Consider the following 25,803-nt stretch of genomic DNA (forward strand, 5'->3'; position numbering starts at 1 on the left):
CTTAAACAAAACCTAAACAAGGCTTTTTAAGGTTTTCTTAAGGTTTTGTACGCACAGAAAAGAGCACAAAATGTACAAGCCGCGAAAAATGAGGACATTTTCCGCTTGTACATTTTTCACCCTTAAGGGCTGAAGGTGTGTATCCGGGGGAATTAAGCGTCAGGGTTATGAAGATTAATCTTCATCGAAACCAGAGTTAAAGAGGGCGATAACGGCGGCCAGTGCTTCCACTTCCTGTGGACCGGTCGCTTCGACTTCAATCTGCCGTCCTTTGGCGGAGTCCAGCATCAGTAGCGCAATAACGCTGTTCGCTTCAGCCTCGGTGCCTTCGTCATTACGTAACAGCACTTCAGCGTCAAAACCCTGCATTAATTCAAAGAGTTTCATGGCAGGCCGGGCATGCATGCCCAGCTTGTTTGTGATTTCAACAGTTTGCTTGACGGTCATGGTTTACGTTTTTCCAGCGTACGATGGCGTGACTGGACGTTTTTACCGCGCGAGCGGAAGTAGTCTGCCAGCTGTTCTGCAATATACACCGAACGGTGCTTCCCGCCGGTACAACCAATGGCGACCGTCAGGTAGCTACGGTTGTTGGTTTCCAGCATAGGTAACCATAGCTCAAGGTAGCTTCGCGTCTGGTAGATAAAATTGTGTACTTCTGTGTGGCGGTCGAGGAACGCGGCGACAGGTTTATCAAGACCTGTCATTGGACGCAGTTTCGGGTCCCAGTGCGGGTTCGGCAGGAAGCGCACATCAAAGACATAATCTGCATCAATAGGAATGCCGTGTTTGAAGCCGAAGGACTCAAAGACCATCGTCAGTTCACGCTCGCGTTTACCCAGCAAACGGGTACGCAACATTTCTGCCAGTTCATGAACGGACATTTCTGAGGTATCGACAATCAAATCTGCCCGCGAACGCAGTGGCTCCAGCAGATCGCTTTCTTTGTCGATAGCACTTTCCAGCGACAGGTTCTTGCTGGAGAGCGGATGCAGGCGGCGCGTATCACTGTAACGACGAATCAGGGTGTTACGATCGGCATCCAGGAACAGCAGTTGCGGTGAGAAAGCATCAGGCAGGTTACTCATCGCCTGTTCGAATATTTCTGGTGACTCCGGCATATTACGAACATCAATGCTGACGGCGGCAGAAATCTCGCGATCGGCGAGCGTGCGAGCCAGATCGGGTAACAGCACTACGGGAAGGTTATCCACGCAGTAAAAACCCATATCTTCCAGCGCACGAAGGGCGACAGATTTACCTGAGCCTGAACGTCCGCTGACGATCATCAGTACCATGTACTGTTTCTCCTCACAACGTCTAAAAGAGACATTACAGAATAACTACGCTTCATCCGGAGTACCTTCGGTATCCGTAATGATTTGATACAGCTCTTCATCACTCTGGGCTGCGCGTAAACGGCGGCAGATGGTTTTGTCCGCCAGACGTTTCGCCACCAGCGAAAGAGTATGCAGGTGCGTTTTGGTTTGGTCAGCCGGCACCAGCAGGGCAAAAAGTAAGTCCACCGGTTGGTTGTCGATGGCATCGAAAGCTATAGGCGTTTCGAGCTGAACGAAAACACCAACGGCACGCAGAGTATCTTCTTCCAGTTTGCCATGCGGAATGGCAATGCCATTACCGATACCGGTACTGCCCATTTTTTCCCGCGTCAGAATAGCTTCAAAAACCACCTGAGGCGGCAGGCTGAGTTGTTTCGCAGCCAGTTCGCTGATAATTTCCAGTGCACGTTTTTTGCTCTGACAGTGGACGCGGCTTCGCGTACATTCCCTGTTAAGAACACTGCTAAGCTGTAGAGTTGTATCATTATTTGTCATAATTTCACCTAAGAACCTGCCCACTCAAACAGTGGAACAGGTTCGGAGCATTAACCGTACAAATGGCCCGTTGTGTCGCACAACAGGCCGCCATGCACTTGCTAATTGCCCGGACAATTAGTGTTGTTTCAATTTATCTTTATGCTTGGTCAACTGGCGTGCCAGCTTATCAATTAAGCCATCAATGGCAGCGTACATGTCCTGACCTTCCGCGCTGGCATGAATCTCGCCACCGTTTACATGCAGTGTTGCATCTGAGGTATGGGTGACTTTCTCCACTTTCAGAACAACATAGACCTGGTTGATTCGGTCAAAATATTGCTCAAGTTTGGCAAATTTTGATGTGACAAATTCGCGCAGGGCCTCGGTGATCTCGACGTTATTTCCGGTAATGTTGAGCTGCATAGTGTCTTCCTTATCGGTTGGGTCAAACGAGCTGTTTACGCTGGTTTGACGGCGGAATGGATAAAGACTCTCGGTATTTCGCAACAGTGCGGCGTGCCACCATGATACCTTGTTCCGACAGCAAAGAGGTTAACTTGCTGTCGCTCAACGGTTTCGCTGGGTTTTCCGCCGCGATTAATTTCTTCACCAGCGCACGAATCGCCGTGGACGAGGCTTCGCCGCCGCCCTCGGTATTGACGTGACTGGAGAAAAAATACTTCAGTTCAAAAATGCCTCGTGGACTATGCAGGTACTTTTGCGTGGTCACGCGAGATATCGTCGATTCATGCATTTCGACAGCCTGGGCGATGTCGGCCAGTACCATCGGTTTCATATATTCTTCGCCTTGCTCAAAGAAGGCTTGCTGCTGTTCAACAATACAGCGACTCACGCGCAGTAGCGTATCGTTACGACTTTCCAGACTCTTAATCAACCATTTGGCATCCTGCAGATTGCTGCGGATAAACTGGCTGTCGCCATCGTTACGTGTGCTATTACACATCGAGGCATAGTGCTGGTTGATTTGCAGACGCGGAATACTGTCGCTGTTGAGTTCCACCGTCCAGTGGTCGTTATGCTTACGCACCAACACATCTGGAATGACATATTCCGGTTCGCCGGTCTGGATCGACTGACCGGGGCGAGGATCGAGTGACTGGATCAGATTGACGGCTTCTTTCAGCACATCTTCTTTTAGACGAGTTACGCGCATTAGTGTGCGGAAGTCGTGATTCGCCAGTAGATCAAGGTGATCGCTAATGATCAGTCGAGCTTCTTCCAGCCACGGCGTCGTTTTGTCGAATTGGGAGAGTTGGATCAGCAGGCAGTCGCGCAGATCTTTCGCCGCTACACCGACCGGGTCAAACCGTTGGATCCGCTTGAGGACCGCTTCAACTTCATCGATGTCGATCTCTTCATCGCCCATGCTTTCGAGAATATCTTCCAGTGGGACGGTGAGATAACCGGTATCATCAACGGCATCAACGATGGAGGTGGCGATAGCGCGGTCAGTGTCGGAAAACGGCGTCAGTTCGACCTGCCACATCAGATAATCCTGCAAGGTCTGCGTCGTTTCGCCTTGATAGACTGGCAGTTCGTCGTCAATGTAGTCACCGCTGGTGCCGGACGGCGTACCGGCAGTGTAGATGGTGTCCCAACTGGCATCGAGCGGCAGTTCTTCCGGCATCTCTTTTTGTTCGAGCGCGTCAGCGGTGTCCAGCGTTTCGCTGTCTGGCGTTTCGTGAGTGTCGATTTCATCATGAGTGTCGATTTGCTCAAGCAGTGGATTACTCTCCAGCGCCTGCTGCAGCTCCTGTTGAAGTTCCAGCGTGGACAGCTGCAACAGACGAATTGCCTGTTGTAGCTGAGGCGTCATCGCCAGTTGCTGACTAAGCCTGAGTTGCAAACCTTGCTTCATGTTCAGAATCGTACTCTCCTGCTAAAACGTCGCGAGCTTCTACCCTATCAGAGTCTGAAGTCTTCCCCAAGGTATACACGCTTAACATGTTCGTCTTGTAAGATTTCTGTAGGTGTGCCGTGGGCGATCAAATGCCCCTGACTGACGATATAAGCGCGTTCACAAACTGCCAGTGTTTCACGCACGTTATGGTCAGTGATCAGCACACCCAGGCCGCTGTCGCGCAGGTGCTCAATGATGCGTTTGATGTCGATAACCGAGATCGGGTCAACCCCGGCAAACGGTTCATCAAGCAGAATAAATTTCGGATTCGCAGCCAGTGCGCGGGCAATTTCTACACGGCGACGTTCACCACCGGAGAGCGATTGCCCCATGCTGTCACGCAGGTGCTCAATGTGAAACTCTTCCATCAGCTCGTTCGCGCGGTCTTCACGTTGTTCAGCAGACAAGTCGTCACGAATTTGCAGTACCGCCATCAGGTTATCGTAAACGCTGAGGCGGCGGAAAATGGAGGCTTCCTGCGGCAGATAGCCGATACCACGGCGCGCGCGCGCGTGTAATGGCAGCAGACTGATATCGTCATCATCAATAATGATGTTGCCTGCATCGCGCGGCACAATGCCAACAACCATGTAGAAAGTGGTGGTCTTACCGGCACCGTTTGGCCCCAGCAGACCAACAATTTCCCCGGAGTTGACGGTCAGACTGACGTCTTCCACCACGCGGCGACCCTTGTAGGCTTTTGCAAGGTTCTTTGCTGTTAATGTTGCCATAACGAATTAATTACCTTTCTTCTGTGCCGGGGTCTGGCCTTTGTTGTTTTTATCCTGCAACTGCGACGGCACCAGAACGGTGGTTACGCGCTTACCTTTATCGCTGAAAGCCTGCATTTTCTGCTCTTTCACCAGATAAGTGATTTTATCGCCCTTTATATTGCTATCGACCTGCTGCAGATAAGCATTACCGGTCAGAACGACAAAATCTTTCGCCAGTTCGTAATGCATCTGGGAAGCGTGACCTTCGACAGGTTTACCGTTGTCCTGCATCTGATAGAACGTCGCTGGCTTACCGTAGCCATCGATCACTTCTTTGCCCTGCTCGCCGCCCGGACGGGTAACGACCACTTTATCGGCATTAATTTTGATGGTGCCTTGGGTCACAATGACGTTACCCGTGAAGGTGACCACGTTGCCTTGCATATCAAGAGATTGCTGATCCGATTCAATGTGAATCGGCTGGTCAGTGTCTCCGGTAACGGCAAATGCCGGAATACTGGCGGCCAGAAGTGAGCTGGCAAGCACAAGATTAAGGCTGAGTTTGTTTGTTTTGAATTTCATAGGATGTTCTAACCTTTTCAATCAGCTCGGCATTCTTGCTGCGTAAGTTGCCGCGCATTTTCAGACCGCTGGAGTTAAATGTTGTTCCGTATAACGTGACGAGGTCTTCAGAGGTAACATCCTGCGTCACCAGATTGATCTGCGCGTTATCCGTCGTGATTCTGCGAAGTTGAGAGTCCGGCACGAGTGCGTTGACTTCAACGTGTCCATATAAATAGAGCATCCGATCATTGGTCAGCTTGGCTTTATCCGCTTTTACGGACCATGTCGGGATTTTATCCTTATCAAACGTAGTAAGTACCGGTTGCGTAAACCACGAAACGGCCTGATCGGAATAATATTCAACGTGTTGAGCAATCAATCGATAGCTTAGCGCCCCTTCTGGGTTATAGACGAGCGTGTCCGTATGCTCGCTTTTATAGGTGGGATCATTGTTGTTGACGACCACCTGGGCGGTATCGTCTTTCTCGGTCATGTTAATACCGATCATCACCAGAACCGCCAGTGATAGCACAATGATAACCCAACGTCTGGCTTTACTCATATCGATTGCCCTTTGGCTTCATCCAGTTTGCCCTGCGCCAGGAGTAATAAGTCGCAAACTTCACGCACTGCGCCACGACCGCCAGTAATGCGAGTCACGTAATCGGCGCGCGAAAGCAACAGCGGGTGCGCATCGGCCACGGCTACGCTTAGACCCACTTTTTCCATTACCGGCCAGTCGATGAGATCATCCCCAACGTAAGCCACGTTTTCCGGGGCGATCGCCAGTTTTTCCAGCAGATCGCTAAAGGCGATAAGTTTATTCGACTGCCCCTGATACAAGTGAGTAATCCCCAATGTGGCACAGCGATCTTCTACCAGTTTAGCCTTTCGCCCGGTAATGATGGCGACTTCAATATCAGAGGTGAGCGCACAACGCATGCCATAACCATCACGAACATTGAACGCTTTAAGTTCTTCGCCGTTGTTGCCCATATAAATCAGGCCATCTGACAGCACGCCATCGACGTCAAGGATCAGCAGACGAATATTTTCTGCTTTTGCCATAACGTCGGCACTGACAGGGCCGTAACAGGTCTCAAGTGACGCACCTGCTTTATTCATTGTTGTTTATCCTTGAATCTTTACACTACGCCAGCACGCAGTAAATCATGCATATGTAACACACCGAGTAAATGGTCGCCATCGGCAACCATTACGGAGGTGATATGGCGGGACTGCATTAAGTTCAGTGCCTCAACGGCCAGAATGCCAGGGCGTACGCGAATTCCCCCCGGCGTCATCACATCGGCAATACTTAATTGACGGACATCCACGCCCATATCGAAGACACGGCGTAAATCACCGTCGGTAAAGATGCCTTCAATCATCATATTGTCATCGCAAATGACGGTCATACCAAGATTTTTGCGGGTAACTTCCAGTAATGCATCGCGCAGGCTGGCGGTTTTTTTAACATGCGGGATCTCATCACCCGTATGCATAATATCGTTTACGCGCAGCAGAAGTTTACGACCCAGTGCGCCGCCGGGATGTGAGAGCGCAAAATCTTCGGCGGTAAAGCCGCGCGCTTTTAACAGAGCGACGGCGAGCGCATCGCCCATAACCAGCGTGGCAGTGGTGCTGCTGGTCGGTGCCAGCCCCAACGGACAGGCTTCTTTCGCTACTTTAACACACAGATGCACGTCTGCGGCGCGCGCCATGCTGCTCTCCGGGCGACCGGTAATGCAGATTAACGGCACGTGAAGACGCTTAAGCACCGGAATCAAGGCATTGATTTCGCTGGATTCACCAGAGTTAGAGATAGCAATTACCACATCCTGCGGGGTGACCATGCCTAAATCACCATGCGCGGCTTCGCCAGGATGGACGAAAAATGACGGAGTACCGGTGCTGGCAAAGGTCGCGGCCATTTTGCGTCCAATGTGTCCCGATTTGCCCATCCCCATAACCACGACTTTGCCTTTACACCAAAACATCTTTTCGCAAGCGAGCGCGAAATTCTGATTGATGTATTGATCAAGCTCCGCCAGGCATTCACGTTCAATCGCCAGGACTTCTTTACCTGCTTGCTGAAAGTCAAAACCCGGTTGCAACTCTACGTGCGACATAATGCGTTTCCAGTTATTCAACGAGTATTGGCGATAACCAGTACAACATCGCCAGCCATACGATAAATCCGCCTGTTAATAATACCCCTACGCCACGGCCCGGTTGCGGGGAGCGTCGCCAGCACAGCAACGCAAAAATAATGCTTACCAACAACATCACGCTGTAGTCACGGCTGTACGCCAGTGGGTTAACCTCCCCTGGCGTAATCAGCGCCGGCAGACCCAGTACGATGACGATATTAAAAATATTCGCGCCAATGATATTACCGATGGCGATGTCGTTTTCACCTTTGCGAACACCAGCTATCGCGGTTGCCAGTTCCGGCAGACTAGTGCCGATAGCGATTGCCGTCAGACCAATAGTTAATTCGCTGATGGCAAAGTAATTCGCCAGTACGGTGGCGTTATCAATCACCATCCGCGTAGCCACTGGCATGATGATCAGCGCAATGCCAAGCCATAAAAATGCGACGGGTAAACCGCCTTCACGCGGTAGCTCTGCAAGCTGCTCTCTGGTCAGGCTATCGGTTCCCTGACGTTCGGCCTGATGTGCAAGTTTAACAATGAACAGCAGCCATAGCACAGCCAGAAAAAGGAGAAAGATACCATCGCTGCGACTAAGTTGTCCGTCATAGAGTACGGAACCGGCTACCACGCTGACGAATAACATTAATGGTAACTCGCGGCGCAGAACATCGGAATGGACGGTAAAAGGGCGCACCAGTGCGGTCAGACCTAGGATCAGCAAGATATTGATAATGTTTGAGCCAAGCGCCGTGCCGACGGCTAAATCGCGTTGTTCGTGCAGCGACGCGGCAAGCGAAACAATAATTTCTGGAAGTGACGTGCCAATACTGACCACAGTCATGCCAATGATCAGCGGAGGGATGCCAAAAGTGCGGCAAAGAATGGAAGCGGCAAATACCAGACGATCGGCACTGTATACGACCAAAAGTAAACCAACAATTAACAGTGCCGTAGCTAAAAGCATCTAACGTCCTTTCTTCAGGTATACTCGCCGGTCGCTGAAGATTCTCAGAAAGCCGTAACGGATTCTTAATTTTGACTTTATGCGGCTAAAAAGTAAAACAAATGCCAGCTTTAGCTAACCACGGCGGGTAATATTCTGTAAATATGTTGGGTTCAAGGTTAAATTGAGCGCCATGCTTAGAAAATCAACGCAAGACGAAGGGTGAATTATGGAGCAGTCTGTGGCGAATTTAGTCGATATGCGCGATGTCAGTTTTACGCGTGGCAATCGCTGCATCTTCGATAATATTTCCCTGACCGTGCCGCGAGGGAAGATCACGGCAATCATGGGGCCATCGGGCATCGGTAAAACGACGCTACTCCGTCTGATTGGCGGGCAAATCGCACCAGATCACGGTGAGATCCTTTTTGATGGCGAGAATATTCCGGCGATGTCTCGTTCGCGCCTGTACACTGTGCGTAAACGGATGAGCATGTTGTTTCAGTCCGGGGCGTTGTTCACAGATATGAACGTATTTGACAACGTGGCCTATCCACTGCGCGAACATACCCAGCTTCCTGCGCCATTGTTGCATAGCACGGTGATGATGAAGCTGGAAGCTGTAGGGCTGCGTGGAGCGGCTAAACTTATGCCTTCTGAACTTTCCGGCGGGATGGCTCGTCGCGCTGCACTGGCGCGTGCGATTGCCCTGGAGCCGGATCTCATCATGTTTGATGAACCGTTTGTTGGGCAGGATCCGATCACTATGGGCGTACTGGTGAAGCTGATTTCTGAGCTGAACAGCGCGTTGGGCGTGACTTGCGTGGTAGTTTCTCATGATGTGCCGGAAGTCTTAAGTATTGCGGATCACGCCTGGATTCTGGCGGATAAAAAAATTGTCGCTCACGGTAGCGCCCAGGCGTTGCAGGCGAATCCTGATCCGCGCGTACGTCAGTTTCTGGACGGGATAGCTGACGGACCTGTTCCGTTCCGCTATCCTGCCGGCGATTATCACGCTGATCTTTTACCAGGGAGTTAAGCCACTCATGCTGTTAAATGCGCTGGCCTCGCTTGGACATAAAGGGATTAAAACCCTGAGAACGTTCGGGCGGGCCGGGTTAATGTTATTCAATGCGCTGGTAGGCAAACCGGAATTTCGCAAACATGCGCCGCTGCTGGTGCGCCAGCTCTATAATGTCGGCGTCCTGTCGATGCTGATTATTGTAGTTTCTGGCGTGTTCATCGGAATGGTGCTGGGTCTGCAAGGTTATCTGGTTCTGACCACCTATAGTGCGGAAACCAGTCTGGGTATGCTGGTGGCGTTATCGCTGCTGCGTGAACTGGGACCTGTGGTTGCTGCGTTACTGTTTGCCGGGCGTGCCGGTTCGGCGCTAACCGCAGAAATCGGCTTGATGCGCGCCACAGAGCAGCTCTCCAGCATGGAGATGATGGCGGTCGATCCGCTGCGTCGGGTTATTTCTCCGCGTTTCTGGGCTGGGGTTATTTCATTGCCATTGCTGACGATTATTTTCGTCGCCGTGGGGATCTGGGGCGGATCGCTGGTCGGCGTTAGCTGGAAAGGTATTGATAGCGGATTCTTCTGGTCGGCAATGCAAAACGCCGTCGACTGGCGTATGGATCTGGTCAACTGTCTGATTAAGAGCGTGGTGTTCGCCATTACGGTGACGTGGATTTCGTTGTTTAACGGCTACGACGCCATCCCGACTTCTGCCGGGATTAGCCGGGCAACCACTCGCACCGTTGTCCACTCGTCTCTGGCTGTTCTGGGGCTGGATTTTGTGCTGACCGCATTGATGTTTGGGAATTGAGTTCATGCAAACGAAAAAAAATGAAATTTGGGTGGGTATCTTTTTATTAGCAGCACTGCTGGCGGCGCTGTTTGTCTGCCTGAAGGCGGCAAACGTGACGTCCATACGTACTGAACCGACCTACACGCTTTATGCGACGTTCGATAACATTGGCGGCCTGAAAGCGCGCTCTCCGGTCAGCATTGGCGGCGTTGTCGTCGGTCGGGTGGCAGATATTACGCTGGATCCGAAAACCTATCTGCCGCGCGTGACGCTGGAAATTGAACAACGTTATAACCACATTCCTGACACAAGTTCGCTGAGTATTCGTACTTCCGGCCTGCTTGGAGAGCAATATCTGGCGTTAAACGTCGGTTTTGAAGACCCCGAACTGGGTACTGCTATCCTGAAGGATGGCGATTCGATTCAGGACACCAAGTCTGCGATGGTGCTGGAAGATCTCATTGGTCAGTTCCTTTACGGCAGTAAAGGCGATGACAATAAGAATAGTGGCGATGCGCCAGCTGCTGCGCCAGGTAATAATGAAACCACTGAACCTGTGGGTACAACGAAATAATTTCAGGAGAACCGACGCATGTTTAAACGTTTAATGATGGTCGCTTTGCTGGTGATTGCACCGCTGAGTGCGGCAACTGCGGCAGACCAGACCAATCCGTATAAGCTGATGGACGAGGCGGCGCAGAAAACGTTCGATCGCCTGAAGAATGAGCAACCGCAAATCCGTGCCAACCCGGATTACCTGCGTACTATCGTCGATCAGGAACTGCTGCCGTATGTGCAGGTGAAATACGCTGGTGCACTGGTACTGGGTCAGTACTACAAGAGCGCGACCCCAGCCCAACGTGATGCATACTTTGCCGCTTTCCGTGAGTACCTGAAGCAGGCTTACGGTCAGGCGCTGGCGATGTATCACGGGCAGACTTACCAGATTGCGCCAGAACAGCCGCTGGGTGACAAAACCATTGTGCCTATTCGCGTTACTATTATTGACCCGAATGGTCGCCCGCCGGTACGTCTGGACTTCCAGTGGCGTAAAAACTCCCAGACTGGCAACTGGCAGGCTTACGACATGATTGCTGAAGGCGTCAGCATGATCACCACCAAACAAAACGAGTGGGGGACACTACTGCGTACCAAAGGTATCGACGGCCTGACCGCGCAACTGAAATCAATTTCTCAACAGAAAATCACTCTGGAAGAGAAAAAATAATGAGCGAGTCACTGAGCTGGGTGCAGACGGGCAACACTCTGGTATTAACCGGAGAGTTGGATCAAGACGTACTGCTACCGCTTTGGGAAGTGCGTGAAGAAGCGGTGAAGGGAATTACCTGCATCGATCTTAGCCGCGTGTCCCGCGTCGATACTGGTGGACTGGCGCTGCTGCTCCACCTTATCGATCTGGCGAAAAAGCAGGGCAACAGCGTGACGCTTCAGGGGGTAAACGATAAGGTGTATACCCTGGCAAAGTTGTATAATTTGCCGTCTGATGTCCTGCCTCGTTAAATTTTTTCAGGCTGGATAAGGCGTTAACCGCCTGTCCGGCAAATCCGCCTGCAAGTCGAGCCTTGTTTGATTTATCAGCAAGGCTTTTTGCTTATTTATGCCAGCGCAACTTTGCTCTAAGATGTTTTGCTGGTTTATTAACTGATGAATGAAGATCCCATGGAAAATAATGAAATTCAGAGCGTGCTGATGAACGCTCTCTCCCTCCAGGAAGTCCACGTTTCCGGCGATGGCAGCCACTTTCAGGTTATTGCCGTGGGTGAGATGTTTGACGGCATGAGCCGGGTTAAAAAACAGCAGACGGTTTATGGTCCGCTGATGGAATATATTGCGGATAACCGCATTCATGCTGTGTCGATCAAAGCGTATACCCCTACGGAGTGGGCGCGAGATCGCAAACTGAACGGCTTTTGAGCTATGGGCGATTTGCCGGTAGCGGATATGAATTGTTAACTGAGAACAAACTAAATGGATAAATTTCGTGTTCAGGGGCCAACAAAGCTCCAGGGCGAAGTCACAATTTCCGGCGCTAAAAATGCTGCTCTGCCTATCCTTTTTGCCGCACTACTGGCGGAAGAACCGGTAGAGATCCAGAACGTCCCGAAACTGAAAGACGTTGATACATCAATGAAGCTGCTAAGCCAGCTGGGTGCGAAAGTAGAACGTAATGGGTCTGTGCATATTGACGCCCGCGACGTTAATGTATTCTGCGCACCTTATGATTTGGTCAAAACCATGCGAGCCTCTATCTGGGCGCTGGGGCCGCTGGTGGCACGTTTCGGTCAGGGACAGGTTTCTCTACCTGGTGGTTGTACGATTGGTGCGCGTCCGGTTGATTTGCATATTTCCGGGCTTGAGCAATTAGGCGCAACGATCAAACTGGAAGAAGGTTACGTAAAAGCTTCCGTCGATGGGCGTCTGAAAGGCGCGCATATCGTGATGGATAAAGTCAGCGTCGGCGCAACCGTGACCATCATGTGTGCTGCAACCCTGGCGGAAGGCACCACGATTATTGAAAACGCAGCGCGTGAACCGGAAATTGTCGATACCGCGAACTTCCTGATTACGCTGGGCGCGAAAATTAGCGGTCAGGGCACCGATCGTATCGTCATCGAAGGTGTGGAACGTCTAGGCGGCGGTGTCTATCGCGTGCTGCCGGATCGCATCGAAACCGGCACGTTCCTGGTGGCAGCGGCAATCTCTCGCGGCAAAATTATCTGCCGTAACGCCCAGCCAGATACTCTTGACGCTGTGCTGGCGAAACTGCGTGACGCTGGAGCGGACATTGAAGTAGGTGAGGACTGGATTAGCCTGGATATGCATGGCAACCGTCCGAAGGCTGTTAATGTGCGTACCGCGCCGCATCCGGCTTTCCCGACCGATATGCAGGCTCAGTTCACGCTGCTGAACCTGGTGGCAGAAGGCACCGGATTCATCACCGAAACGGTCTTTGAAAACCGCTTTATGCACGTGCCAGAACTGAGCCGTATGGGCGCGCAAGCCGAGATTGAAAGCAATACCGTTATTTGTCACGGTGTCGAAAAACTTTCCGGCGCACAGGTCATGGCGACCGATCTGCGTGCATCAGCAAGTCTGGTACTGGCTGGCTGTATTGCGGAAGGGACTACGGTTGTTGATCGTATTTATCACATCGATCGCGGCTACGAACGCATTGAAGACAAATTGCGTGCATTAGGTGCGAATATCGAGCGTGTGAAAGGCGAGTAATCGTCTGAAAGCTGGCAGCCCCGTTCGCGGGGCTACCGCCAGACCACTCATTTTTTCGGTTTAGTGTAGCTGCGCATTAACTGCGTTCTGTCGATAAACTCATGTGTCTGCGGATCATGGTAGCGTGATGGCCATATAACCCATGGGTCAGTACCCAGGGCTTTCGCAATAATCATCTCCCCCTTTGGCCACGGACGCGATAATGCATTTGCCAGCGTCGAGGAACTCAAACCATTTCTGCGAGATTCCGCCGCCATTGACGTTCCCTTCTTGCGCAAACCCGCAATGATGTCAGCGGGATGCCAGTCAATGAAATTACTCTCCATCTTTCCTCACTCCTTAAGTTAGTCGCTTTCATTCAGAACATGTGTTCTGTCGGGCATCACTATACTCCTGATGGCGAATTGCTCTAAAAAGTTCATGTAAATAGCGTGAAGATTCAGAATATATAAAGACAAAAACCTGATTATTAAGATGGTATTACACTGAATAAGTGTTTTTATGGAACTTACTGGAGTTATCCCGCGCAATGCGCGGGATAAAGGGAAGGAATTAACGATCGCGTTGAACCGCGATGTGTGCAAGGCCGATTAACGCCTCTCGCCACGGGGTATCCGGGAGTATCTGTAACGCTTTGATGGCTTTGTCCGCCTCTTCCTCGGCACGCTGACGCGTCCATTCAAGAGATCCACACGCGTTCATTGCTTCCAGAACCGGTTCCAGAAGATGGCGCCCATTGCCTTGCTCAATAGCTGAACGGATCATTTGCGCCTGCTCCGGTGTACCATTATGCATCGCATGTAGCAGCGGCAGCGTCGGTTTACCTTCGTTTAGATCGTCCCCGACGTTTTTACCTAACTGTTCACCATCGGCGCTGTAATCAAGTAAATCGTCGATGAGCTGAAAAGCGGTGCCGAGGTAACGACCATAATCCTGCAGGCCTTTTTCCTCTTCCGGCGTACATCCTGCCAGAATCCCGGAACACTGCGCAGCAGCCTCAAACAGACGTGCAGTTTTGCTGTAGATAACGCGCATGTAGTTTTCTTCGGTGATATCCGGGTCGTTAACGTTCATCAGTTGCAGAACTTCACCTTCTGCGATGACGTTTACGGCTTCTGACATCACTTCCAGCACTTTGAGCGAGCCGAGGCTGGTCATCATCTGGAACGCGCGGGTGTAAATAAAATCGCCTACCAGCACGCTGGCAGCATTGCCAAATGCGGCGTTAGCGGTCGCTTTACCACGGCGCATATCTGATTCATCCACAACGTCGTCGTGTAGTAGAGTCGCTGTGTGGATAAACTCGATTAGGGCGGCAATGGTGACATGCGCATTTCCCTCATAGCCAACAGCTCGAGCAGCCAGTACAGCAATCATCGGACGAATACGTTTACCGCCGCCGCTGACGATGTAATAGCCTAACTGATTGATCAGTTGGACCTCGGAATTAAGCTGCTCAAGGATTGCCGCATTAACACCCGCCATATCTTGCGCGGTTAACTCATTGATTTTTTCTAAATTCATCGCAAAAGCCGGGCTTTTCGCCCCGATTACCTTACTGTGAACAAAGGCAACTTAGGGTTTATGGTTAGGAATATAGGGTGATTGTACTGAAAAAATGGCACAGATAAACGTTACCGTACAAGTTGTGTTTTTTTTCTTCGTGTATTGACTGTAGCACTTGTCAAAGGCGTGCGTTTTGCGTAATATTCGCGCCCTATTGTGAATATTTATAGCGCACTCTGAATCATTGAAAAGGTGTGCGCGGAAGCGGAGTTTTATATGTACGCGGTTTTCCAAAGTGGTGGTAAACAACACCGAGTAAGCGAAGGTCAGACCGTTCGCCTGGAAAAGCTGGACATCGCAACTGGCGAAACTGTTGAGTTCGCAGAAGTTCTGATGATCGCAAACGGTGAAGAAGTCAAAATCGGCGTTCCTTTCGTTGATGGCGGCGTAATCAAAGCTGAAGTTGTTGCTCACGGTCGTGGCGAGAAAGTTAAAATCGTTAAGTTTCGTCGTCGTAAACACTATCGTAAGCAGCAGGGCCATCGTCAGTGGTTCACTGATGTGAAAATTACTGGCATCAGCGCCTAAGACCTGAGGAGAGATTTCAAATGGCACATAAAAAGGCTGGCGGCTCCACACGTAACGGTCGCGATTCAGAAGCTAAACGCCTGGGCGTTAAGCGTTTCGGTGGCGAATCCGTTCTGGCGGGTAGCATCATCGTTCGTCAACGTGGCACCAAATTCCACGCTGGCACTAACGTAGGTTGCGGTCGTGACCACACTCTGTTTGCTAAAGCAGACGGTAAAGTGAAATTCGAAGTTAAAGGCCCGAAAAACCGTAAATTTATCAGCATCGAAGCTGAATAAGTTTTTCGCGTCCCGGTAACGGATGAAAGCCCCGCAACACGTTGCGGGGCTTTTTACATTCGATAGCCGGTAAAAATGCGCATCGTGCGGCGTTAATCCGCAAATGCGTTTTGCAGGGATTACGGTATGAAGCAGCAGGCAGGCATTGGCATTCTTTTGGCGCTCACCACAGCAATTTGCTGGGGGGCGTTGCCAATCGCAATGAAGCAGGTGCTGGAGGTGATGGAACCTCCGACAATTGTGTTTTACCGTTTCTTGATGGCGAGTATTGGCCTTGGTGCCATTCTTGCGGTGAAGAAGAAGCTGCCGCCATTACATGTGTTTCGTAAGCCACGCTGGGTGATATTACTGGCGGTGGCGACTGCCGGGCTGTTTGGGAATTTCATCCTGTTCAGCTCATCCTTGCAATATCTGAGTCCGACCGCCTCGCAGGTGATTGGGCAACTCTCGCCGGTTGGCATGATGGTTGCCAGCGTATTTATCCTGAAAGAGAAAATGCGCAGCACCCAGGTTGTGGGAGCATTGATGCTCCTGAGCGGCCTGGTGATGTTCTTTAACACCAGTCTGGTCGAGATATTTACAAAGCTCACCGATTACACCTGGGGAGTTATCTTTGGGGTCGGTGCGGCGACGGTTTGGGTGAGTTATGGCGTGGCGCAAAAGGTTTTATTACGTCGGCTGGCCTCACCGCAGATCCTGTTTTTACTGTACACTTTATGTACAATTGCGCTCTTCCCTCTGGCAAAGCCTGGAGTGATAGCGCAGCTTAGCCACTGGCAGCTCGCATGTTTAATTTTTTGCGGACTGAATACGTTGGTAGGATATGGCGCCCTGGCGGAAGCGATGGCTCGCTGGCAGGCAGCGCAGGTGAGCGCGATCATCACGCTCACCCCACTGTTTACGCTGTTTTTTTCAGATCTTTTATCACTGGCCTGGCCCGATTTCTTCGCCAGACCGATGTTAAACCTTTTAGGTTATCTCGGTGCGTTTGTCGTGGTTGCGGGCGCGATGTATTCCGCCATTGGTCATCGAATTTGGGGCGGATTACGTAAGCATACAACGGTGGTATCGCAACCCCGCGCAGGCGAATGATTTACGGAGAATAAAATGAAGTTTGTTGATGAAGCATCGATTCTGGTCGTTGCAGGTGATGGCGGTAATGGTTGCGTGAGCTTCCGCCGCGAAAAATATATTCCGAAAGGCGGCCCGGATGGCGGCGACGGTGGTGACGGCGGTGACGTATGGATGGAAGCCGACGAGAACCTGAATACGCTTATCGATTATCGTTTTGAAAAATCTTTCCGCGCCGAGCGTGGTCAGAATGGCGCAAGCCGCGACTGCACCGGTAAGCGTGGTAAAGACGTGACGATTAAAGTGCCTGTAGGTACGCGTGTTATCGATCAGGGCACCGGCGAAACTATGGGCGATATGACCAAACACGGTCAGCGTCTGCTGGTTGCCAAGGGCGGCTGGCACGGTCTGGGCAATACCCGTTTCAAATCGTCCGTTAACCGTACACCACGGCAGAAAACTAACGGTACGCCGGGCGATAAGCGCGAGCTGCTGCTTGAATTAATGCTGCTGGCTGACGTCGGTATGCTGGGTATGCCAAATGCGGGTAAATCGACATTTATTCGCGCTGTCTCGGCGGCTAAACCGAAAGTAGCGGATTATCCGTTTACCACTCTGGTGCCAAGTCTGGGTGTGGTACGAATGGACAACGAAAAGAGCTTCGTTGTTGCCGATATTCCAGGGCTGATTGAAGGCGCTGCGGAAGGCGCAGGTCTGGGGATTCGCTTCCTGAAGCACCTGGAACGTTGCCGCGTCCTGTTGCACCTTATCGATATCGATCCGATTGACGGCACCGATCCGGTTGAAAACGCGCGTATTATTATCAGCGAGCTGGAAAAATACAGTCAGGATCTGGCGGCGAAACCGCGTTGGTTAGTCTTCAACAAGATCGATCTGCTGGATAAAGCGGAAGCCGAAGAGAAAGCGAAAGCGATCGCTGAGGCGCTGGGCTGGGAAGATAAATATTATCTGATCTCTGCGGCAAGCGGACTGGGCGTTAAAGATCTCTGCTGGGATGTGATGACCTTTATCATTGAAAACCCGGTCGTGCAGGCCGAAGAAGCGAAACAGCCAGAGAAAGTCGAATTCATGTGGGATGATTATCACCGTCAGCAGCTTGAAGAAATTGCTGAAGAGGATGATGAAGACTGGGATGACGACTGGGACGAAGACGACGAAGAAGGCGTTGAGTTCATTTACAAGCGTTAATTACTGATGACAAACGCCAAATAGCCTGATGCGCTACGCCTTATCAGCCTACAAGAGAATTGCAATATATCAATTTTGTAGGCCGAATCAGGCATTAACGCCGCATCCGGCATAAACAAAGCGCACTTTGTCAATAATCTGAAACCCCGACCATGCGCCGGGGTTTCTTTTTGACTAATTGTTCTGATAAATATCTTTATACAAGCGGCTTTCAAATCGCACTAACGGAATACGGCGATTACGCTGATCCGCCGGTTCTACCGCATAGCCAGAAAGATATTGTACGAACGCCATTCGTTGCCCGCTTGCCGTGGTGATGAATCCTGCCAGGTTATACACCCCTTGCAATGACCCTGTTTTCGCTGAGACTTTGCCATCCACGCCTGCCTGATGCAGACCTGCACGGTACTGTAACGAGCCGTCATAGCCCGCCAGCGGCAGCATAGAGATAAAGTTAAGCTCGTTGTCGTGTTGGGCGATATATTGCAGCACCTGCATCATGGTGGCAGGCGCAATCAGGTTATGGCGTGAAAGTCCCGAGCCGTCGGCAATAATCGTGTTGCCAATATCGACACCGGCTTGCTGGCGCAGGATCTGACGCACGGCGTCCGACCCGGCCCTCCATGTTCCTGGCACATTGAAGCGCGCATGGCCTATCATGCGGAAAACCGTATCGGCGATCATGTTGTCTGATTTTTTCAGCATAATCTTAAGCAGATCATGCAAAGGAGCCGATTGTTTACTGGCAACCACCGTTCCAGGTTCGTTAACCTGAGTCTGGCGCAGCAGTGTTCCGCTCCAGGTGATACCTGCCTGTTTTAACTCATCTTTCAGAATTGCACCGGCATAGCTGGCACCATCTTGCACCGCAAAGGCTAACGGGAGCGGCTCGGAACGTTGTGGCAGGCATCCAGTCAGCGTAAAGCGGTTCAGGTCGCCTGGCACGACATCCAGCTCACAGTATTGCGCTTCGGCAGAACCACGGGGGAGGGTGCGTACCTGGCTGAACATCGTAACGGGGTAATAAGATGCCACGCGTATAAAAGCCATATCACCGGGTTTTTGGGCGCTGTAGAGCGAGACGGAGAAGCAATTGCGGTCAACAATGGCAGCGGCGGGAGGGGCGCTAAAGCATTGTGTCATGTCATTCCATGGCCAGCCGGGAGCTTTATCATGACTGGCAAAAATAGAGGTATCTATGAGTACATTGCCATCGATTTGTGTGACACCAGATTTTTTCAGAGTCGCGACCATATTGCGAATATCCTGACGTTTTAGCGTAGGATCGGCACCAAATCGCGCCACTAAATCGCCTTTAAGCACTCCGTTTTCCACATTGCCTTTGGTTTCAAGCGTAGTGGTAAAACGAAAATCGGGGCCGAGTTGAATCAACGCCGCCAGCGCAGTGATTACTTTTTGCGTACTGGCGGGCAGCGCCATCTGCTGACTGTGGTAATCAATCGTGGGAGCAGACGCGCCGACTCTTTGCACCATCAGGGCAAGGTTGGCACCAGCGGGAAGCTGAGTAATGTACTCATCAACATTTGCGGCCTGGACACTGAACGCTATACAGCTGGTCAATCCGATGATAAATCTGGAAAATCGCATAATCTCGCGCTAACAACCTGGAATCGAGCCGTCATACTACGGCGCAACGCCCTATAAAGTAAACGATGACCCTTCGGGAACTTCAGGGTAAAATGACCATCAAAATGTGAATTGTAGCTGACCTGGAACCTGTTTCCGGGTCGGTATTTTTTTGCTTCTGGCCTGGTGAGGAGTTATGCCGGGCTGACCGAACAGCCGGGGTGGGTGGAGACTCGCCCCATCAGGAATATTCAAGAGGTATAACAAATGCAAGCTATTCCGATGACCTTACGCGGCGCTGAGAAACTACGCGAAGAGCTGGATTTTCTGAAATCTGTGCGCCGTCCTGAAATCATTGCTGCTATCGCGGAAGCGCGTGAACATGGCGACCTGAAAGAGAATGCTGAATACCACGCAGCGCGTGAGCAGCAGGGTTTCTGCGAAGGCCGTATCAAAGACATCGAAGCCAAGCTGTCGAACGCGCAGGTGATTGATGTCACCAAAATGCCAAACAATGGTCGCGTTATTTTTGGTGCTACCGTAACGGTGTTGAATCTGGATTCTGATGAAGAACAGACTTATCGCATCGTAGGCGATGACGAAGCTGACTTTAAACAAAACCTGATTTCTGTAAACTCGCCTATCGCTCGTGGCCTGATCGGCAAAGAAGAAGATGATGTTGTGGTCATCAAAACGCCAGGCGGCGAAGTGGAATTTGAAGTAATTAAGGTAGAATACCTGTAAGAATTACCCAATACTCAAAATGTTGATGTATTGTAAAGAAAGGAAAAAGGCCGCTATGCGGCCTTTTATCAACGAACAGAGCGTGGCATTTTGCTCTCCTGCCTGCGGAAAATCCCTCGTTTTACACAGAAAATGTGTGTAACTTTAGGATAATCTTAGCGTGGCAGCGAGATTTTACGTTCTTTAGTTGGGCGATAAAGCACCAGCGTTTTACCGATGACCTGTACATTACAGGCGCCGGTTTCGCGCACGATAGCTTCCACGATCAAGGTTTTAGTTTCGCGATCTTCTGTGGCGATTTTCACCTTGATGAGTTCATGGTGCTCTAACGCTTGTTCAATCTCGGCCAGCACCCCTTCGGTCAAACCATTACTGCCAAGCAGAACAACTGGCTTGAGCGGATGTGCCAGACCTTTCAGGTGTTGTTTTTGTTTAGTACTCAGATTCATCGTATTTTTTTGCTTACGTTGGGATTGAAAACGGGTCATTCTACCGCCATCTCCCATATATCACCAAACAGGCGCGTAAAAATTTACGCAATTGGTTACGATGAGTCATCCCAATGGGAAAGTTAAATGACAGGTAAGAAGCGTTCTGCCAGCTCTAGCCGCTGGCTTCAGGAACACTTTAGCGATAAATATGTTCAACAGGCACAGAAAAAGGGGTTACGTTCCCGTGCCTGGTTTAAACTTGATGAAATACAGCAAAGTGACAAACTCTTTAAACCGGGAATGACGGTTGTCGACCTTGGTGCTGCTCCGGGTGGTTGGTCACAATATGTGGTCACCCAAATTGGCGGCAAAGGCCGCATCATCGCTTGCGATCTTTTACCTATGGATCCTATCGTTGGTGTGGACTTTCTTCAGGGCGATTTTCGTGATGAACTGGTAATGAAAGCACTGCTGGAACGCGTAGGCGACAGCAAAGTTCAGGTTGTCATGTCCGATATGGCACCAAACATGAGCGGAACACCGGCGGTGGATATCCCCCGTGCCATGTATCTGGTGGAACTGGCGCTAGAAATGTGTCGTGATGTGTTAGCGCCGGGTGGCAGTTTTGTAGTGAAGGTGTTCCAGGGCGAAGGTTTCGATGAGTATCTAAGGGAAATTCGCTCCCTGTTTACGAAGGTCAAAGTTCGTAAGCCGGACTCTTCTCGTGCACGTTCGCGGGAAGTGTATATTGTAGCGACCGGGCGTAAACCCTAACCGGGATATTTCAGACGAAAGTTTGAAAGATGCTGGATATAGAGTATCCTGACGCTGTTTTTAACACAGTTGTAATAAGAGGTTAATCCCTTGAGTGACATGGCGAAAAACCTAATACTCTGGCTGGTCATTGCCGTTGTGCTGATGTCAGTATTCCAGAGCTTTGGGCCCAGCGAGTCTAATGGCCGTAAGGTGGATTACTCTACCTTCCTACAAGAGGTCAATAACGACCAGGTTCGTGAAGCGCGTATCAACGGACGTGAAATCAACGTTACCAAGAAAGATAGTAACCGTTATACCACTTACATTCCGGTTCAGGATCCGAAACTACTGGATAACCTGCTGACCAAGAACGTCAAGGTTGTCGGTGAACCGCCTGAAGAGCCAAGCCTGTTGGCTTCTATCTTCATTTCATGGTTCCCGATGCTGTTGCTGATTGGTGTCTGGATCTTCTTCATGCGTCAAATGCAGGGCGGCGGCGGTAAAGGCGCGATGTCGTTCGGTAAGAGCAAAGCGCGCATGTTGACGGAAGATCAGATCAAAACGACCTTTGCTGATGTTGCGGGTTGCGACGAAGCAAAAGAAGAAGTTGCCGAACTGGTTGAGTATCTGCGTGAGCCGAGCCGCTTCCAGAAACTGGGCGGTAAGATCCCGAAAGGCGTCCTGATGGTCGGTCCTCCGGGTACGGGTAAAACGCTGCTGGCGAAAGCTATTGCAGGTGAAGCGAAAGTTCCGTTCTTTACCATCTCCGGTTCTGACTTCGTAGAAATGTTCGTCGGTGTTGGTGCATCTCGTGTGCGTGACATGTTCGAACAGGCGAAGAAAGCGGCACCGTGCATCATCTTCATCGATGAAATCGACGCCGTAGGCCGCCAGCGTGGCGCTGGTCTGGGTGGTGGTCATGATGAACGTGAACAGACTCTGAACCAGATGCTGGTTGAGATGGACGGCTTCGAAGGTAACGAAGGTATCATCGTTATCGCGGCGACTAACCGTCCGGACGTTCTCGACCCGGCACTGCTGCGTCCTGGTCGTTTCGACCGTCAGGTTGTGGTTGGTCTGCCAGATGTGCGTGGTCGTGAGCAAATCCTGAAAGTTCATATGCGTCGCGTACCGTTGGCGCCAGATGTTGATGCGGCAATTATTGCTCGTGGCACACCAGGCTTCTCCGGTGCAGACCTGGCGAACCTGGTGAACGAAGCTGCACTGTTCGCCGCGCGTGGCAATAAACGTGTCGTTTCGATGGTTGAGTTCGAGAAAGCGAAAGACAAAATCATGATGGGTGCGGAACGTCGCTCCATGGTGATGACGGAAGCGCAGAAAGAATCGACTGCTTACCACGAAGCTGGTCATGCGATTATCGGTCGCCTGGTGCCGGAACACGATCCGGTGCACAAAGTAACGATTATCCCGCGCGGTCGTGCGCTGGGTGTGACCTTCTTCCTGCCTGAAGGCGACGCAATCAGCGCCAGCCGACAGAAACTGGAAAGCCAGATTAGTACCCTGTACGGCGGTCGTCTGGCAGAAGAGATCATCTACGGACCAGAACATGTTTCTACCGGTGCGTCGAACGATATTAAAGTTGCGACTAACCTGGCGCGTAACATGGTGACCCAGTGGGGCTTCTCTGAAAAACTCGGTCCGCTGCTGTATGCGGAAGAAGAAGGTGAAGTTTTCCTCGGTCGTAGCGTGGCGAAAGCAAAACATATGTCCGATGAAACCGCGCGTATCATCGACCAGGAAGTGAAGTCACTGATTGAACGTAACTACAATCGTGCGCGTCAATTGTTGAACGACAACCTGGATATCCTTCATGCGATGAAAGATGCACTCATGAAATATGAGACCATCGACGCACCGCAGATTGATGACTTGATGGCTCGTCGCGATGTACGCCCGCCAGCAGGTTGGGATGAGTCGGGAGCATCTAACAATTCTGACAATAATGGCACGCCAAAGGCACCGCGTCCGGTTGATGAACCACGTACGCCAAATCCGGGTAACACCATGTCAGAGCAGTTAGGCGACAAGTAAGTTCCCGCATCAGATGACTGTATTTGTACCGAAAACCCCGGGGCGTGCTCCGGGGTTTTTTCTTATCAATTCATACCAGGGATAACACCATGAAACTCTTTGCCCAGGGCACTTCACTGGATCTTAGCCATCCTCACGTGATGGGGATCCTCAACGTCACGCCAGATTCTTTTTCTGATGGCGGTACGCATAACTCACTGATTGATGCAGTGAAACATGCGAATCTGATGATTAACGCTGGCGCGACGATTATCGACGTTGGTGGAGAGTCCACTCGTCCAGGTGCAGCGGAAGTGAGTGTTGAAGAAGAGTTGCAACGTGTTATTCCGGTGGTTGAGGCAATTGCGCAACGATTCGAAGTCTGGATCTCTGTGGATACCTCCAAACCGGAAGTTATCCGTGAATCGGCGAAAGTGGGCGCTCACATCATTAACGATATCCGCTCCCTTTCCGAACCTGGCGCTCTGGAAGCGGCTGCGGAAACTGGTTTACCCGTATGCCTGATGCATATGCAGGGAAATCCAAAGACCATGCAGGAAGCCCCGAAGTATGACGATGTCTTTGCCGAAGTGAATCGCTACTTTATTGAGCAAATAGCACGTTGTGAGCAGGCGGGTATCGCAAAAGAGAAATTGTTGCTCGACCCGGGATTCGGTTTCGGTAAAAATCTCCACCATAACTATTCATTATTGGCGCGTCTGGCTGAATTTCACCATTTCAACCTGCCGCTGTTGGTGGGTATGTCACGAAAATCGATGATTGGACAACTGCTGAACGTGGGGCCGTCCGAACGCCTGAGCGGTAGTCTGGCCTGTGCAGTTATTGCTGCGATGCAGGGCGCGCACATCATTCGTGTTCATGACGTCAAAGAAACCGTAGAAGCGATGCGAGTGGTGGAAGCCACTCTGTCTGCAAAGGAAAACAAACGCTATGAGTAATCGTAAATATTTCGGGACCGATGGGATCCGTGGTCGTGTTGGGGATGCGCCGATCACACCTGATTTTGTGCTTAAACTGGGCTGGGCTGCGGGTAAAGTACTGGCGCGCCACGGCTCCCGTAAGATCATTATTGGTAAAGACACGCGTATTTCTGGCTATATGCTGGAGTCGGCGCTGGAAGCAGGCCTGGCGGCAGCGGGACTTTCCGCACTTTTTACCGGCCCGATGCCAACACCTGCAGTGGCTTATCTGACGCGTACCTTCCGTGCAGAGGCCGGGATTGTGATTTCCGCATCGCATAACCCGTTCTACGATAACGGCATTAAATTCTTCTCTATCGATGGCACCAAACTACCGGATGCGGTAGAAGAGGCCATCGAAGCGGAAATGGAAAAAGAGATTAGCTGCGTTGATTCGGCAGAACTGGGTAAAGCCAGCCGTATCGTTGATGCTGCGGGTCGCTATATCGAATTTTGCAAAGCCACATTCCCGAACGAACTTAGCCTCAGTGAACTGAAGATTGTGGTGGATTGCGCCAATGGCGCGACTTATCACATCGCGCCGAACGTGCTGCGCGAGCTGGGAGCGAATGTAATCGCCATCGGTTGTGAGCCGAACGGCGTAAACATCAATGCCGAAGTGGGGGCAACTGATGTTCGTGCGCTACAGGCACGCGTATTGGCTGAAAAAGCGGATCTCGGCATTGCGTTTGACGGCGACGGCGACCGCGTGATTATGGTTGACCATGAAGGCAATAAAGTCGATGGCGATCAGATCATGTATATCATCGCGCGTGAAGGCCTTCGTCAGGGTCAGCTGCGTGGTGGCGCGGTGGGTACATTGATGAGCAACATGGGGCTGGAACTGGCGCTGAAACAGTTAGGCATTCCATTTGCGCGTGCGAAAGTGGGCGACCGCTACGTACTGGAAAAAATGCAGGAAAAAGGCTGGCGTATCGGTGCAGAGAACTCCGGTCATGTGATCCTGCTGGATAAAACCACTACCGGTGACGGCATTGTTGCTGGTTTGCAGGTGCTGGCGGCGATGGCGCGTAACCATATGAGCCTGCACGACCTTTGCAGTGGCATGAAAATGTTCCCGCAGATTCTGGTTAACGTGCGTTATACCGCAGGCAGCGGCGATCCGCTGGAGCATGAGTCAGTTAAAGCCGTGACCGCCGAAGTTGAAGCGGCGCTGGGTAGCCGTGGGCGTGTGCTGTTGCGTAAATCCGGCACCGAGCCGTTAATTCGCGTGATGGTCGAAGGTGAAGACGAAGCGCAGGTCACCGAGTTTGCACACCGTATTGCTGATGCGGTAAAAGCGGTTTAATGCGATAACTAACTGGCTAAAAAGGCGGCGATTGTCGCCTTTGTTTTTCTTATGCACATCGATTTTGCTGTTTTTTTCCGCAGTTGATACAATGCAATAAAATTGCCCTTGCGAAGGTCATTCGCTTTGGTTAGTA

31 protein-coding genes are annotated in these 25,803 nt (G+C 51.2%); 16 read left to right on the forward strand and 15 right to left on the reverse strand.

The genetic code is table 11. The features are described from left to right. Window positions 1-174: 174 nt before the first annotated feature. From npr to WES_RS18320, 11 genes are all read right to left on the reverse strand, one after another. On the reverse strand, window positions 175-447 hold the full coding sequence (gene npr, locus WES_RS18370; protein WP_000216792.1) for a PTS phosphocarrier protein NPr: 273 nt from the start codon (window positions 445-447) through the stop codon (window positions 175-177). Then, a complete protein-coding gene (rapZ, locus tag WES_RS18365) occupies window positions 444-1,298 on the reverse strand; it encodes an RNase adapter RapZ (RefSeq protein WP_000243741.1) in 855 nt (284 codons plus the stop codon). Before rapZ ends, npr begins: the two co-directional genes overlap by 4 nt. Window positions 1,299-1,343: 45 nt before the next feature. Next, window positions 1,344-1,835: a PTS IIA-like nitrogen regulatory protein PtsN gene (gene ptsN, locus WES_RS18360; RefSeq protein WP_000183676.1), complete on the reverse strand. Its 492-nt coding sequence runs from the start codon at window positions 1,833-1,835 to the stop codon at window positions 1,344-1,346. 117 nt (window positions 1,836-1,952) lie between these two features. Then, entirely contained in the window at window positions 1,953-2,240 is a 288-nt protein-coding gene (gene hpf, locus WES_RS18355; RefSeq protein WP_001176602.1) for a ribosome hibernation promoting factor, read from the reverse strand. Window positions 2,241-2,262: 22 nt separating this feature from the next. Then, window positions 2,263-3,696, reverse strand: coding sequence for an RNA polymerase factor sigma-54 (rpoN, locus tag WES_RS18350; protein ID WP_016159480.1), 1,434 nt, complete (start codon window positions 3,694-3,696; stop codon window positions 2,263-2,265). Window positions 3,697-3,743: 47 nt separating this feature from the next. Continuing rightward, entirely contained in the window at window positions 3,744-4,469 is a 726-nt protein-coding gene (gene lptB / locus WES_RS18345; protein WP_000224099.1) for an LPS export ABC transporter ATP-binding protein, read from the reverse strand. A gap of 6 nt (window positions 4,470-4,475) precedes the next feature. Further along, the gene (lptA, locus tag WES_RS18340; RefSeq protein ID WP_000669785.1) at window positions 4,476-5,033 is read right to left on the reverse strand and encodes a lipopolysaccharide ABC transporter substrate-binding protein LptA; all 558 of its coding nucleotides are present in this window, start codon (window positions 5,031-5,033) and stop codon (window positions 4,476-4,478) included. After that, window positions 5,002-5,577 (reverse strand): LPS export ABC transporter periplasmic protein LptC, encoded by a 576-nt coding sequence (lptC, locus tag WES_RS18335; RefSeq protein ID WP_000030542.1) that lies wholly within the window; start codon window positions 5,575-5,577, stop codon window positions 5,002-5,004. The genes lptA and lptC overlap by 32 nt, the downstream gene beginning before the upstream one ends. Continuing rightward, a complete protein-coding gene (gene kdsC, locus WES_RS18330) occupies window positions 5,574-6,140 on the reverse strand; it encodes a 3-deoxy-manno-octulosonate-8-phosphatase KdsC (RefSeq protein ID WP_016159479.1) in 567 nt (188 codons plus the stop codon). The genes lptC and kdsC overlap by 4 nt, the downstream gene beginning before the upstream one ends. Window positions 6,141-6,160: 20 nt before the next feature. After that, window positions 6,161-7,147, reverse strand: a complete 987-nt coding sequence (gene kdsD / locus WES_RS18325) for an arabinose-5-phosphate isomerase KdsD (protein WP_010346512.1) — start codon at window positions 7,145-7,147, stop codon at window positions 6,161-6,163. 13 nt (window positions 7,148-7,160) lie between these two features. Next, the gene (locus tag WES_RS18320; RefSeq protein WP_000922893.1) at window positions 7,161-8,138 is read right to left on the reverse strand and encodes a calcium/sodium antiporter; all 978 of its coding nucleotides are present in this window, start codon (window positions 8,136-8,138) and stop codon (window positions 7,161-7,163) included. A gap of 208 nt (window positions 8,139-8,346) precedes the next feature. Here WES_RS18320 and mlaF point away from each other — a divergent pair, with 208 nt between their 5' ends. From mlaF to murA, 7 genes are all read left to right on the forward strand, one after another. Next, complete coding sequence (gene mlaF, locus WES_RS18315; RefSeq protein WP_000438245.1) at window positions 8,347-9,156, forward strand: phospholipid ABC transporter ATP-binding protein MlaF; 810 nt, start codon at window positions 8,347-8,349, stop codon at window positions 9,154-9,156. A gap of 7 nt (window positions 9,157-9,163) precedes the next feature. After that, window positions 9,164-9,946 carry a lipid asymmetry maintenance ABC transporter permease subunit MlaE gene (gene mlaE / locus WES_RS18310; RefSeq protein WP_000925792.1) on the forward strand — a complete coding sequence of 261 codons (783 nt, stop codon included), beginning with the start codon at window positions 9,164-9,166 and terminating at the stop codon, window positions 9,944-9,946. Between the two features lie 4 nt (window positions 9,947-9,950). Continuing rightward, window positions 9,951-10,502, forward strand: coding sequence for an outer membrane lipid asymmetry maintenance protein MlaD (gene mlaD, locus WES_RS18305; RefSeq protein ID WP_016159478.1), 552 nt, complete (start codon window positions 9,951-9,953; stop codon window positions 10,500-10,502). Between the two features lie 18 nt (window positions 10,503-10,520). Continuing rightward, window positions 10,521-11,156, forward strand: a complete 636-nt coding sequence (gene mlaC / locus WES_RS18300; protein WP_000476484.1) for a phospholipid-binding protein MlaC — start codon at window positions 10,521-10,523, stop codon at window positions 11,154-11,156. Continuing rightward, window positions 11,156-11,449 (forward strand): lipid asymmetry maintenance protein MlaB, encoded by a 294-nt coding sequence (gene mlaB / locus WES_RS18295; RefSeq protein WP_000004491.1) that lies wholly within the window; start codon window positions 11,156-11,158, stop codon window positions 11,447-11,449. Before mlaC ends, mlaB begins: the two co-directional genes overlap by 1 nt. A gap of 159 nt (window positions 11,450-11,608) precedes the next feature. Beyond that, the gene (ibaG, locus tag WES_RS18290; RefSeq protein ID WP_010346509.1) at window positions 11,609-11,863 is read left to right on the forward strand and encodes a BolA family iron metabolism protein IbaG; all 255 of its coding nucleotides are present in this window, start codon (window positions 11,609-11,611) and stop codon (window positions 11,861-11,863) included. A gap of 54 nt (window positions 11,864-11,917) precedes the next feature. Continuing rightward, window positions 11,918-13,177, forward strand: a complete 1,260-nt coding sequence (murA, locus tag WES_RS18285; protein WP_016159477.1) for a UDP-N-acetylglucosamine 1-carboxyvinyltransferase — start codon at window positions 11,918-11,920, stop codon at window positions 13,175-13,177. A 47-nt stretch (window positions 13,178-13,224) separates the two neighbouring features. Here murA and sfsB read toward each other — a convergent pair whose 3' ends face one another. Next, window positions 13,225-13,503 (reverse strand): DNA-binding transcriptional regulator SfsB, encoded by a 279-nt coding sequence (sfsB, locus tag WES_RS18280; RefSeq protein WP_000445413.1) that lies wholly within the window; start codon window positions 13,501-13,503, stop codon window positions 13,225-13,227. Window positions 13,504-13,729: 226 nt separating this feature from the next. Further along, window positions 13,730-14,701 (reverse strand): octaprenyl diphosphate synthase, encoded by a 972-nt coding sequence (ispB, locus tag WES_RS18275; RefSeq protein ID WP_016159476.1) that lies wholly within the window; start codon window positions 14,699-14,701, stop codon window positions 13,730-13,732. Window positions 14,702-14,959: 258 nt separating this feature from the next. Here ispB and rplU point away from each other — a divergent pair, with 258 nt between their 5' ends. The 4 genes from rplU to cgtA all read left to right on the forward strand — a co-directional run bounded on the left by rplU (window position 14,960) and on the right by cgtA (window position 17,829). Next, window positions 14,960-15,271, forward strand: coding sequence for a 50S ribosomal protein L21 (rplU, locus tag WES_RS18270; protein WP_000271401.1), 312 nt, complete (start codon window positions 14,960-14,962; stop codon window positions 15,269-15,271). Window positions 15,272-15,291: 20 nt separating this feature from the next. Next, entirely contained in the window at window positions 15,292-15,549 is a 258-nt protein-coding gene (rpmA, locus tag WES_RS18265; RefSeq protein WP_000940596.1) for a 50S ribosomal protein L27, read from the forward strand. A gap of 126 nt (window positions 15,550-15,675) precedes the next feature. Continuing rightward, window positions 15,676-16,641, forward strand: coding sequence for a DMT family transporter (locus WES_RS18260; protein ID WP_000813012.1), 966 nt, complete (start codon window positions 15,676-15,678; stop codon window positions 16,639-16,641). A 15-nt stretch (window positions 16,642-16,656) separates the two neighbouring features. Further along, complete coding sequence (gene cgtA, locus WES_RS18255; protein WP_000673561.1) at window positions 16,657-17,829, forward strand: Obg family GTPase CgtA; 1,173 nt, start codon at window positions 16,657-16,659, stop codon at window positions 17,827-17,829. A 174-nt stretch (window positions 17,830-18,003) separates the two neighbouring features. Here cgtA and dacB read toward each other — a convergent pair whose 3' ends face one another. Beyond that, window positions 18,004-19,437: a serine-type D-Ala-D-Ala carboxypeptidase gene (gene dacB / locus WES_RS18250; RefSeq protein ID WP_001212645.1), complete on the reverse strand. Its 1,434-nt coding sequence runs from the start codon at window positions 19,435-19,437 to the stop codon at window positions 18,004-18,006. Window positions 19,438-19,683: 246 nt separating this feature from the next. Between dacB and greA the strand changes: the two genes are divergently transcribed. Then, window positions 19,684-20,160: a transcription elongation factor GreA gene (gene greA / locus WES_RS18245; RefSeq protein WP_001148001.1), complete on the forward strand. Its 477-nt coding sequence runs from the start codon at window positions 19,684-19,686 to the stop codon at window positions 20,158-20,160. Between the two features lie 155 nt (window positions 20,161-20,315). Here greA and yhbY read toward each other — a convergent pair whose 3' ends face one another. After that, a complete protein-coding gene (gene yhbY, locus WES_RS18240; protein WP_001054420.1) occupies window positions 20,316-20,609 on the reverse strand; it encodes a ribosome assembly RNA-binding protein YhbY in 294 nt (97 codons plus the stop codon). 126 nt (window positions 20,610-20,735) lie between these two features. Here yhbY and rlmE point away from each other — a divergent pair, with 126 nt between their 5' ends. The 4 genes from rlmE (at window position 20,736) to glmM (ending at window position 25,667) form a co-directional block, all read left to right on the forward strand. Further along, the gene (gene rlmE, locus WES_RS18235; RefSeq protein ID WP_000145975.1) at window positions 20,736-21,365 is read left to right on the forward strand and encodes a 23S rRNA (uridine(2552)-2'-O)-methyltransferase RlmE; all 630 of its coding nucleotides are present in this window, start codon (window positions 20,736-20,738) and stop codon (window positions 21,363-21,365) included. Between the two features lie 99 nt (window positions 21,366-21,464). Beyond that, window positions 21,465-23,399 carry an ATP-dependent zinc metalloprotease FtsH gene (gene ftsH / locus WES_RS18230; RefSeq protein WP_001107477.1) on the forward strand — a complete coding sequence of 645 codons (1,935 nt, stop codon included), beginning with the start codon at window positions 21,465-21,467 and terminating at the stop codon, window positions 23,397-23,399. 89 nt (window positions 23,400-23,488) lie between these two features. Beyond that, the gene (gene folP, locus WES_RS18225) at window positions 23,489-24,337 is read left to right on the forward strand and encodes a dihydropteroate synthase (protein WP_016159474.1); all 849 of its coding nucleotides are present in this window, start codon (window positions 23,489-23,491) and stop codon (window positions 24,335-24,337) included. Beyond that, window positions 24,330-25,667: a phosphoglucosamine mutase gene (gene glmM, locus WES_RS18220; protein WP_000071137.1), complete on the forward strand. Its 1,338-nt coding sequence runs from the start codon at window positions 24,330-24,332 to the stop codon at window positions 25,665-25,667. The genes folP and glmM overlap by 8 nt, the downstream gene beginning before the upstream one ends. Window positions 25,668-25,803 lie beyond the last annotated feature (136 nt).

This window comes from Escherichia sp. KTE31, from assembly GCF_000407925.1.
Taxonomy (GTDB): domain Bacteria; phylum Pseudomonadota; class Gammaproteobacteria; order Enterobacterales; family Enterobacteriaceae; genus Escherichia; species Escherichia ruysiae.

Coding starts and splice junctions, on each gene's coding strand:
- npr (WP_000216792.1), bottom strand. CDS start 447: ATGACCGTCAAGCAAACTGTTGAAATCACAAACAAGCTGGGCATGCAT.
- rapZ (WP_000243741.1), bottom strand. CDS start 1,298: ATGGTACTGATGATCGTCAGCGGACGTTCAGGCTCAGGTAAATCTGTC.
- ptsN (WP_000183676.1), bottom strand. CDS start 1,835: ATGACAAATAATGATACAACTCTACAGCTTAGCAGTGTTCTTAACAGG.
- hpf (WP_001176602.1), bottom strand. CDS start 2,240: ATGCAGCTCAACATTACCGGAAATAACGTCGAGATCACCGAGGCCCTG.
- rpoN (WP_016159480.1), bottom strand. CDS start 3,696: ATGAAGCAAGGTTTGCAACTCAGGCTTAGTCAGCAACTGGCGATGACG.
- lptB (WP_000224099.1), bottom strand. CDS start 4,469: ATGGCAACATTAACAGCAAAGAACCTTGCAAAAGCCTACAAGGGTCGC.
- lptA (WP_000669785.1), bottom strand. CDS start 5,033: ATGAAATTCAAAACAAACAAACTCAGCCTTAATCTTGTGCTTGCCAGC.
- lptC (WP_000030542.1), bottom strand. CDS start 5,577: ATGAGTAAAGCCAGACGTTGGGTTATCATTGTGCTATCACTGGCGGTT.
- kdsC (WP_016159479.1), bottom strand. CDS start 6,140: ATGAATAAAGCAGGTGCGTCACTTGAGACCTGTTACGGCCCTGTCAGT.
- kdsD (WP_010346512.1), bottom strand. CDS start 7,147: ATGTCGCACGTAGAGTTGCAACCGGGTTTTGACTTTCAGCAAGCAGGT.
- WES_RS18320 (WP_000922893.1), bottom strand. CDS start 8,138: ATGCTTTTAGCTACGGCACTGTTAATTGTTGGTTTACTTTTGGTCGTA.
- mlaF (WP_000438245.1), top strand. CDS start 8,347: ATGGAGCAGTCTGTGGCGAATTTAGTCGATATGCGCGATGTCAGTTTT.
- mlaE (WP_000925792.1), top strand. CDS start 9,164: ATGCTGTTAAATGCGCTGGCCTCGCTTGGACATAAAGGGATTAAAACC.
- mlaD (WP_016159478.1), top strand. CDS start 9,951: ATGCAAACGAAAAAAAATGAAATTTGGGTGGGTATCTTTTTATTAGCA.
- mlaC (WP_000476484.1), top strand. CDS start 10,521: ATGTTTAAACGTTTAATGATGGTCGCTTTGCTGGTGATTGCACCGCTG.
- mlaB (WP_000004491.1), top strand. CDS start 11,156: ATGAGCGAGTCACTGAGCTGGGTGCAGACGGGCAACACTCTGGTATTA.
- ibaG (WP_010346509.1), top strand. CDS start 11,609: ATGGAAAATAATGAAATTCAGAGCGTGCTGATGAACGCTCTCTCCCTC.
- murA (WP_016159477.1), top strand. CDS start 11,918: ATGGATAAATTTCGTGTTCAGGGGCCAACAAAGCTCCAGGGCGAAGTC.
- sfsB (WP_000445413.1), bottom strand. CDS start 13,503: ATGGAGAGTAATTTCATTGACTGGCATCCCGCTGACATCATTGCGGGT.
- ispB (WP_016159476.1), bottom strand. CDS start 14,701: ATGAATTTAGAAAAAATCAATGAGTTAACCGCGCAAGATATGGCGGGT.
- rplU (WP_000271401.1), top strand. CDS start 14,960: ATGTACGCGGTTTTCCAAAGTGGTGGTAAACAACACCGAGTAAGCGAA.
- rpmA (WP_000940596.1), top strand. CDS start 15,292: ATGGCACATAAAAAGGCTGGCGGCTCCACACGTAACGGTCGCGATTCA.
- WES_RS18260 (WP_000813012.1), top strand. CDS start 15,676: ATGAAGCAGCAGGCAGGCATTGGCATTCTTTTGGCGCTCACCACAGCA.
- cgtA (WP_000673561.1), top strand. CDS start 16,657: ATGAAGTTTGTTGATGAAGCATCGATTCTGGTCGTTGCAGGTGATGGC.
- dacB (WP_001212645.1), bottom strand. CDS start 19,437: ATGCGATTTTCCAGATTTATCATCGGATTGACCAGCTGTATAGCGTTC.
- greA (WP_001148001.1), top strand. CDS start 19,684: ATGCAAGCTATTCCGATGACCTTACGCGGCGCTGAGAAACTACGCGAA.
- yhbY (WP_001054420.1), bottom strand. CDS start 20,609: ATGAATCTGAGTACTAAACAAAAACAACACCTGAAAGGTCTGGCACAT.
- rlmE (WP_000145975.1), top strand. CDS start 20,736: ATGACAGGTAAGAAGCGTTCTGCCAGCTCTAGCCGCTGGCTTCAGGAA.
- ftsH (WP_001107477.1), top strand. CDS start 21,465: ATGGCGAAAAACCTAATACTCTGGCTGGTCATTGCCGTTGTGCTGATG.
- folP (WP_016159474.1), top strand. CDS start 23,489: ATGAAACTCTTTGCCCAGGGCACTTCACTGGATCTTAGCCATCCTCAC.
- glmM (WP_000071137.1), top strand. CDS start 24,330: ATGAGTAATCGTAAATATTTCGGGACCGATGGGATCCGTGGTCGTGTT.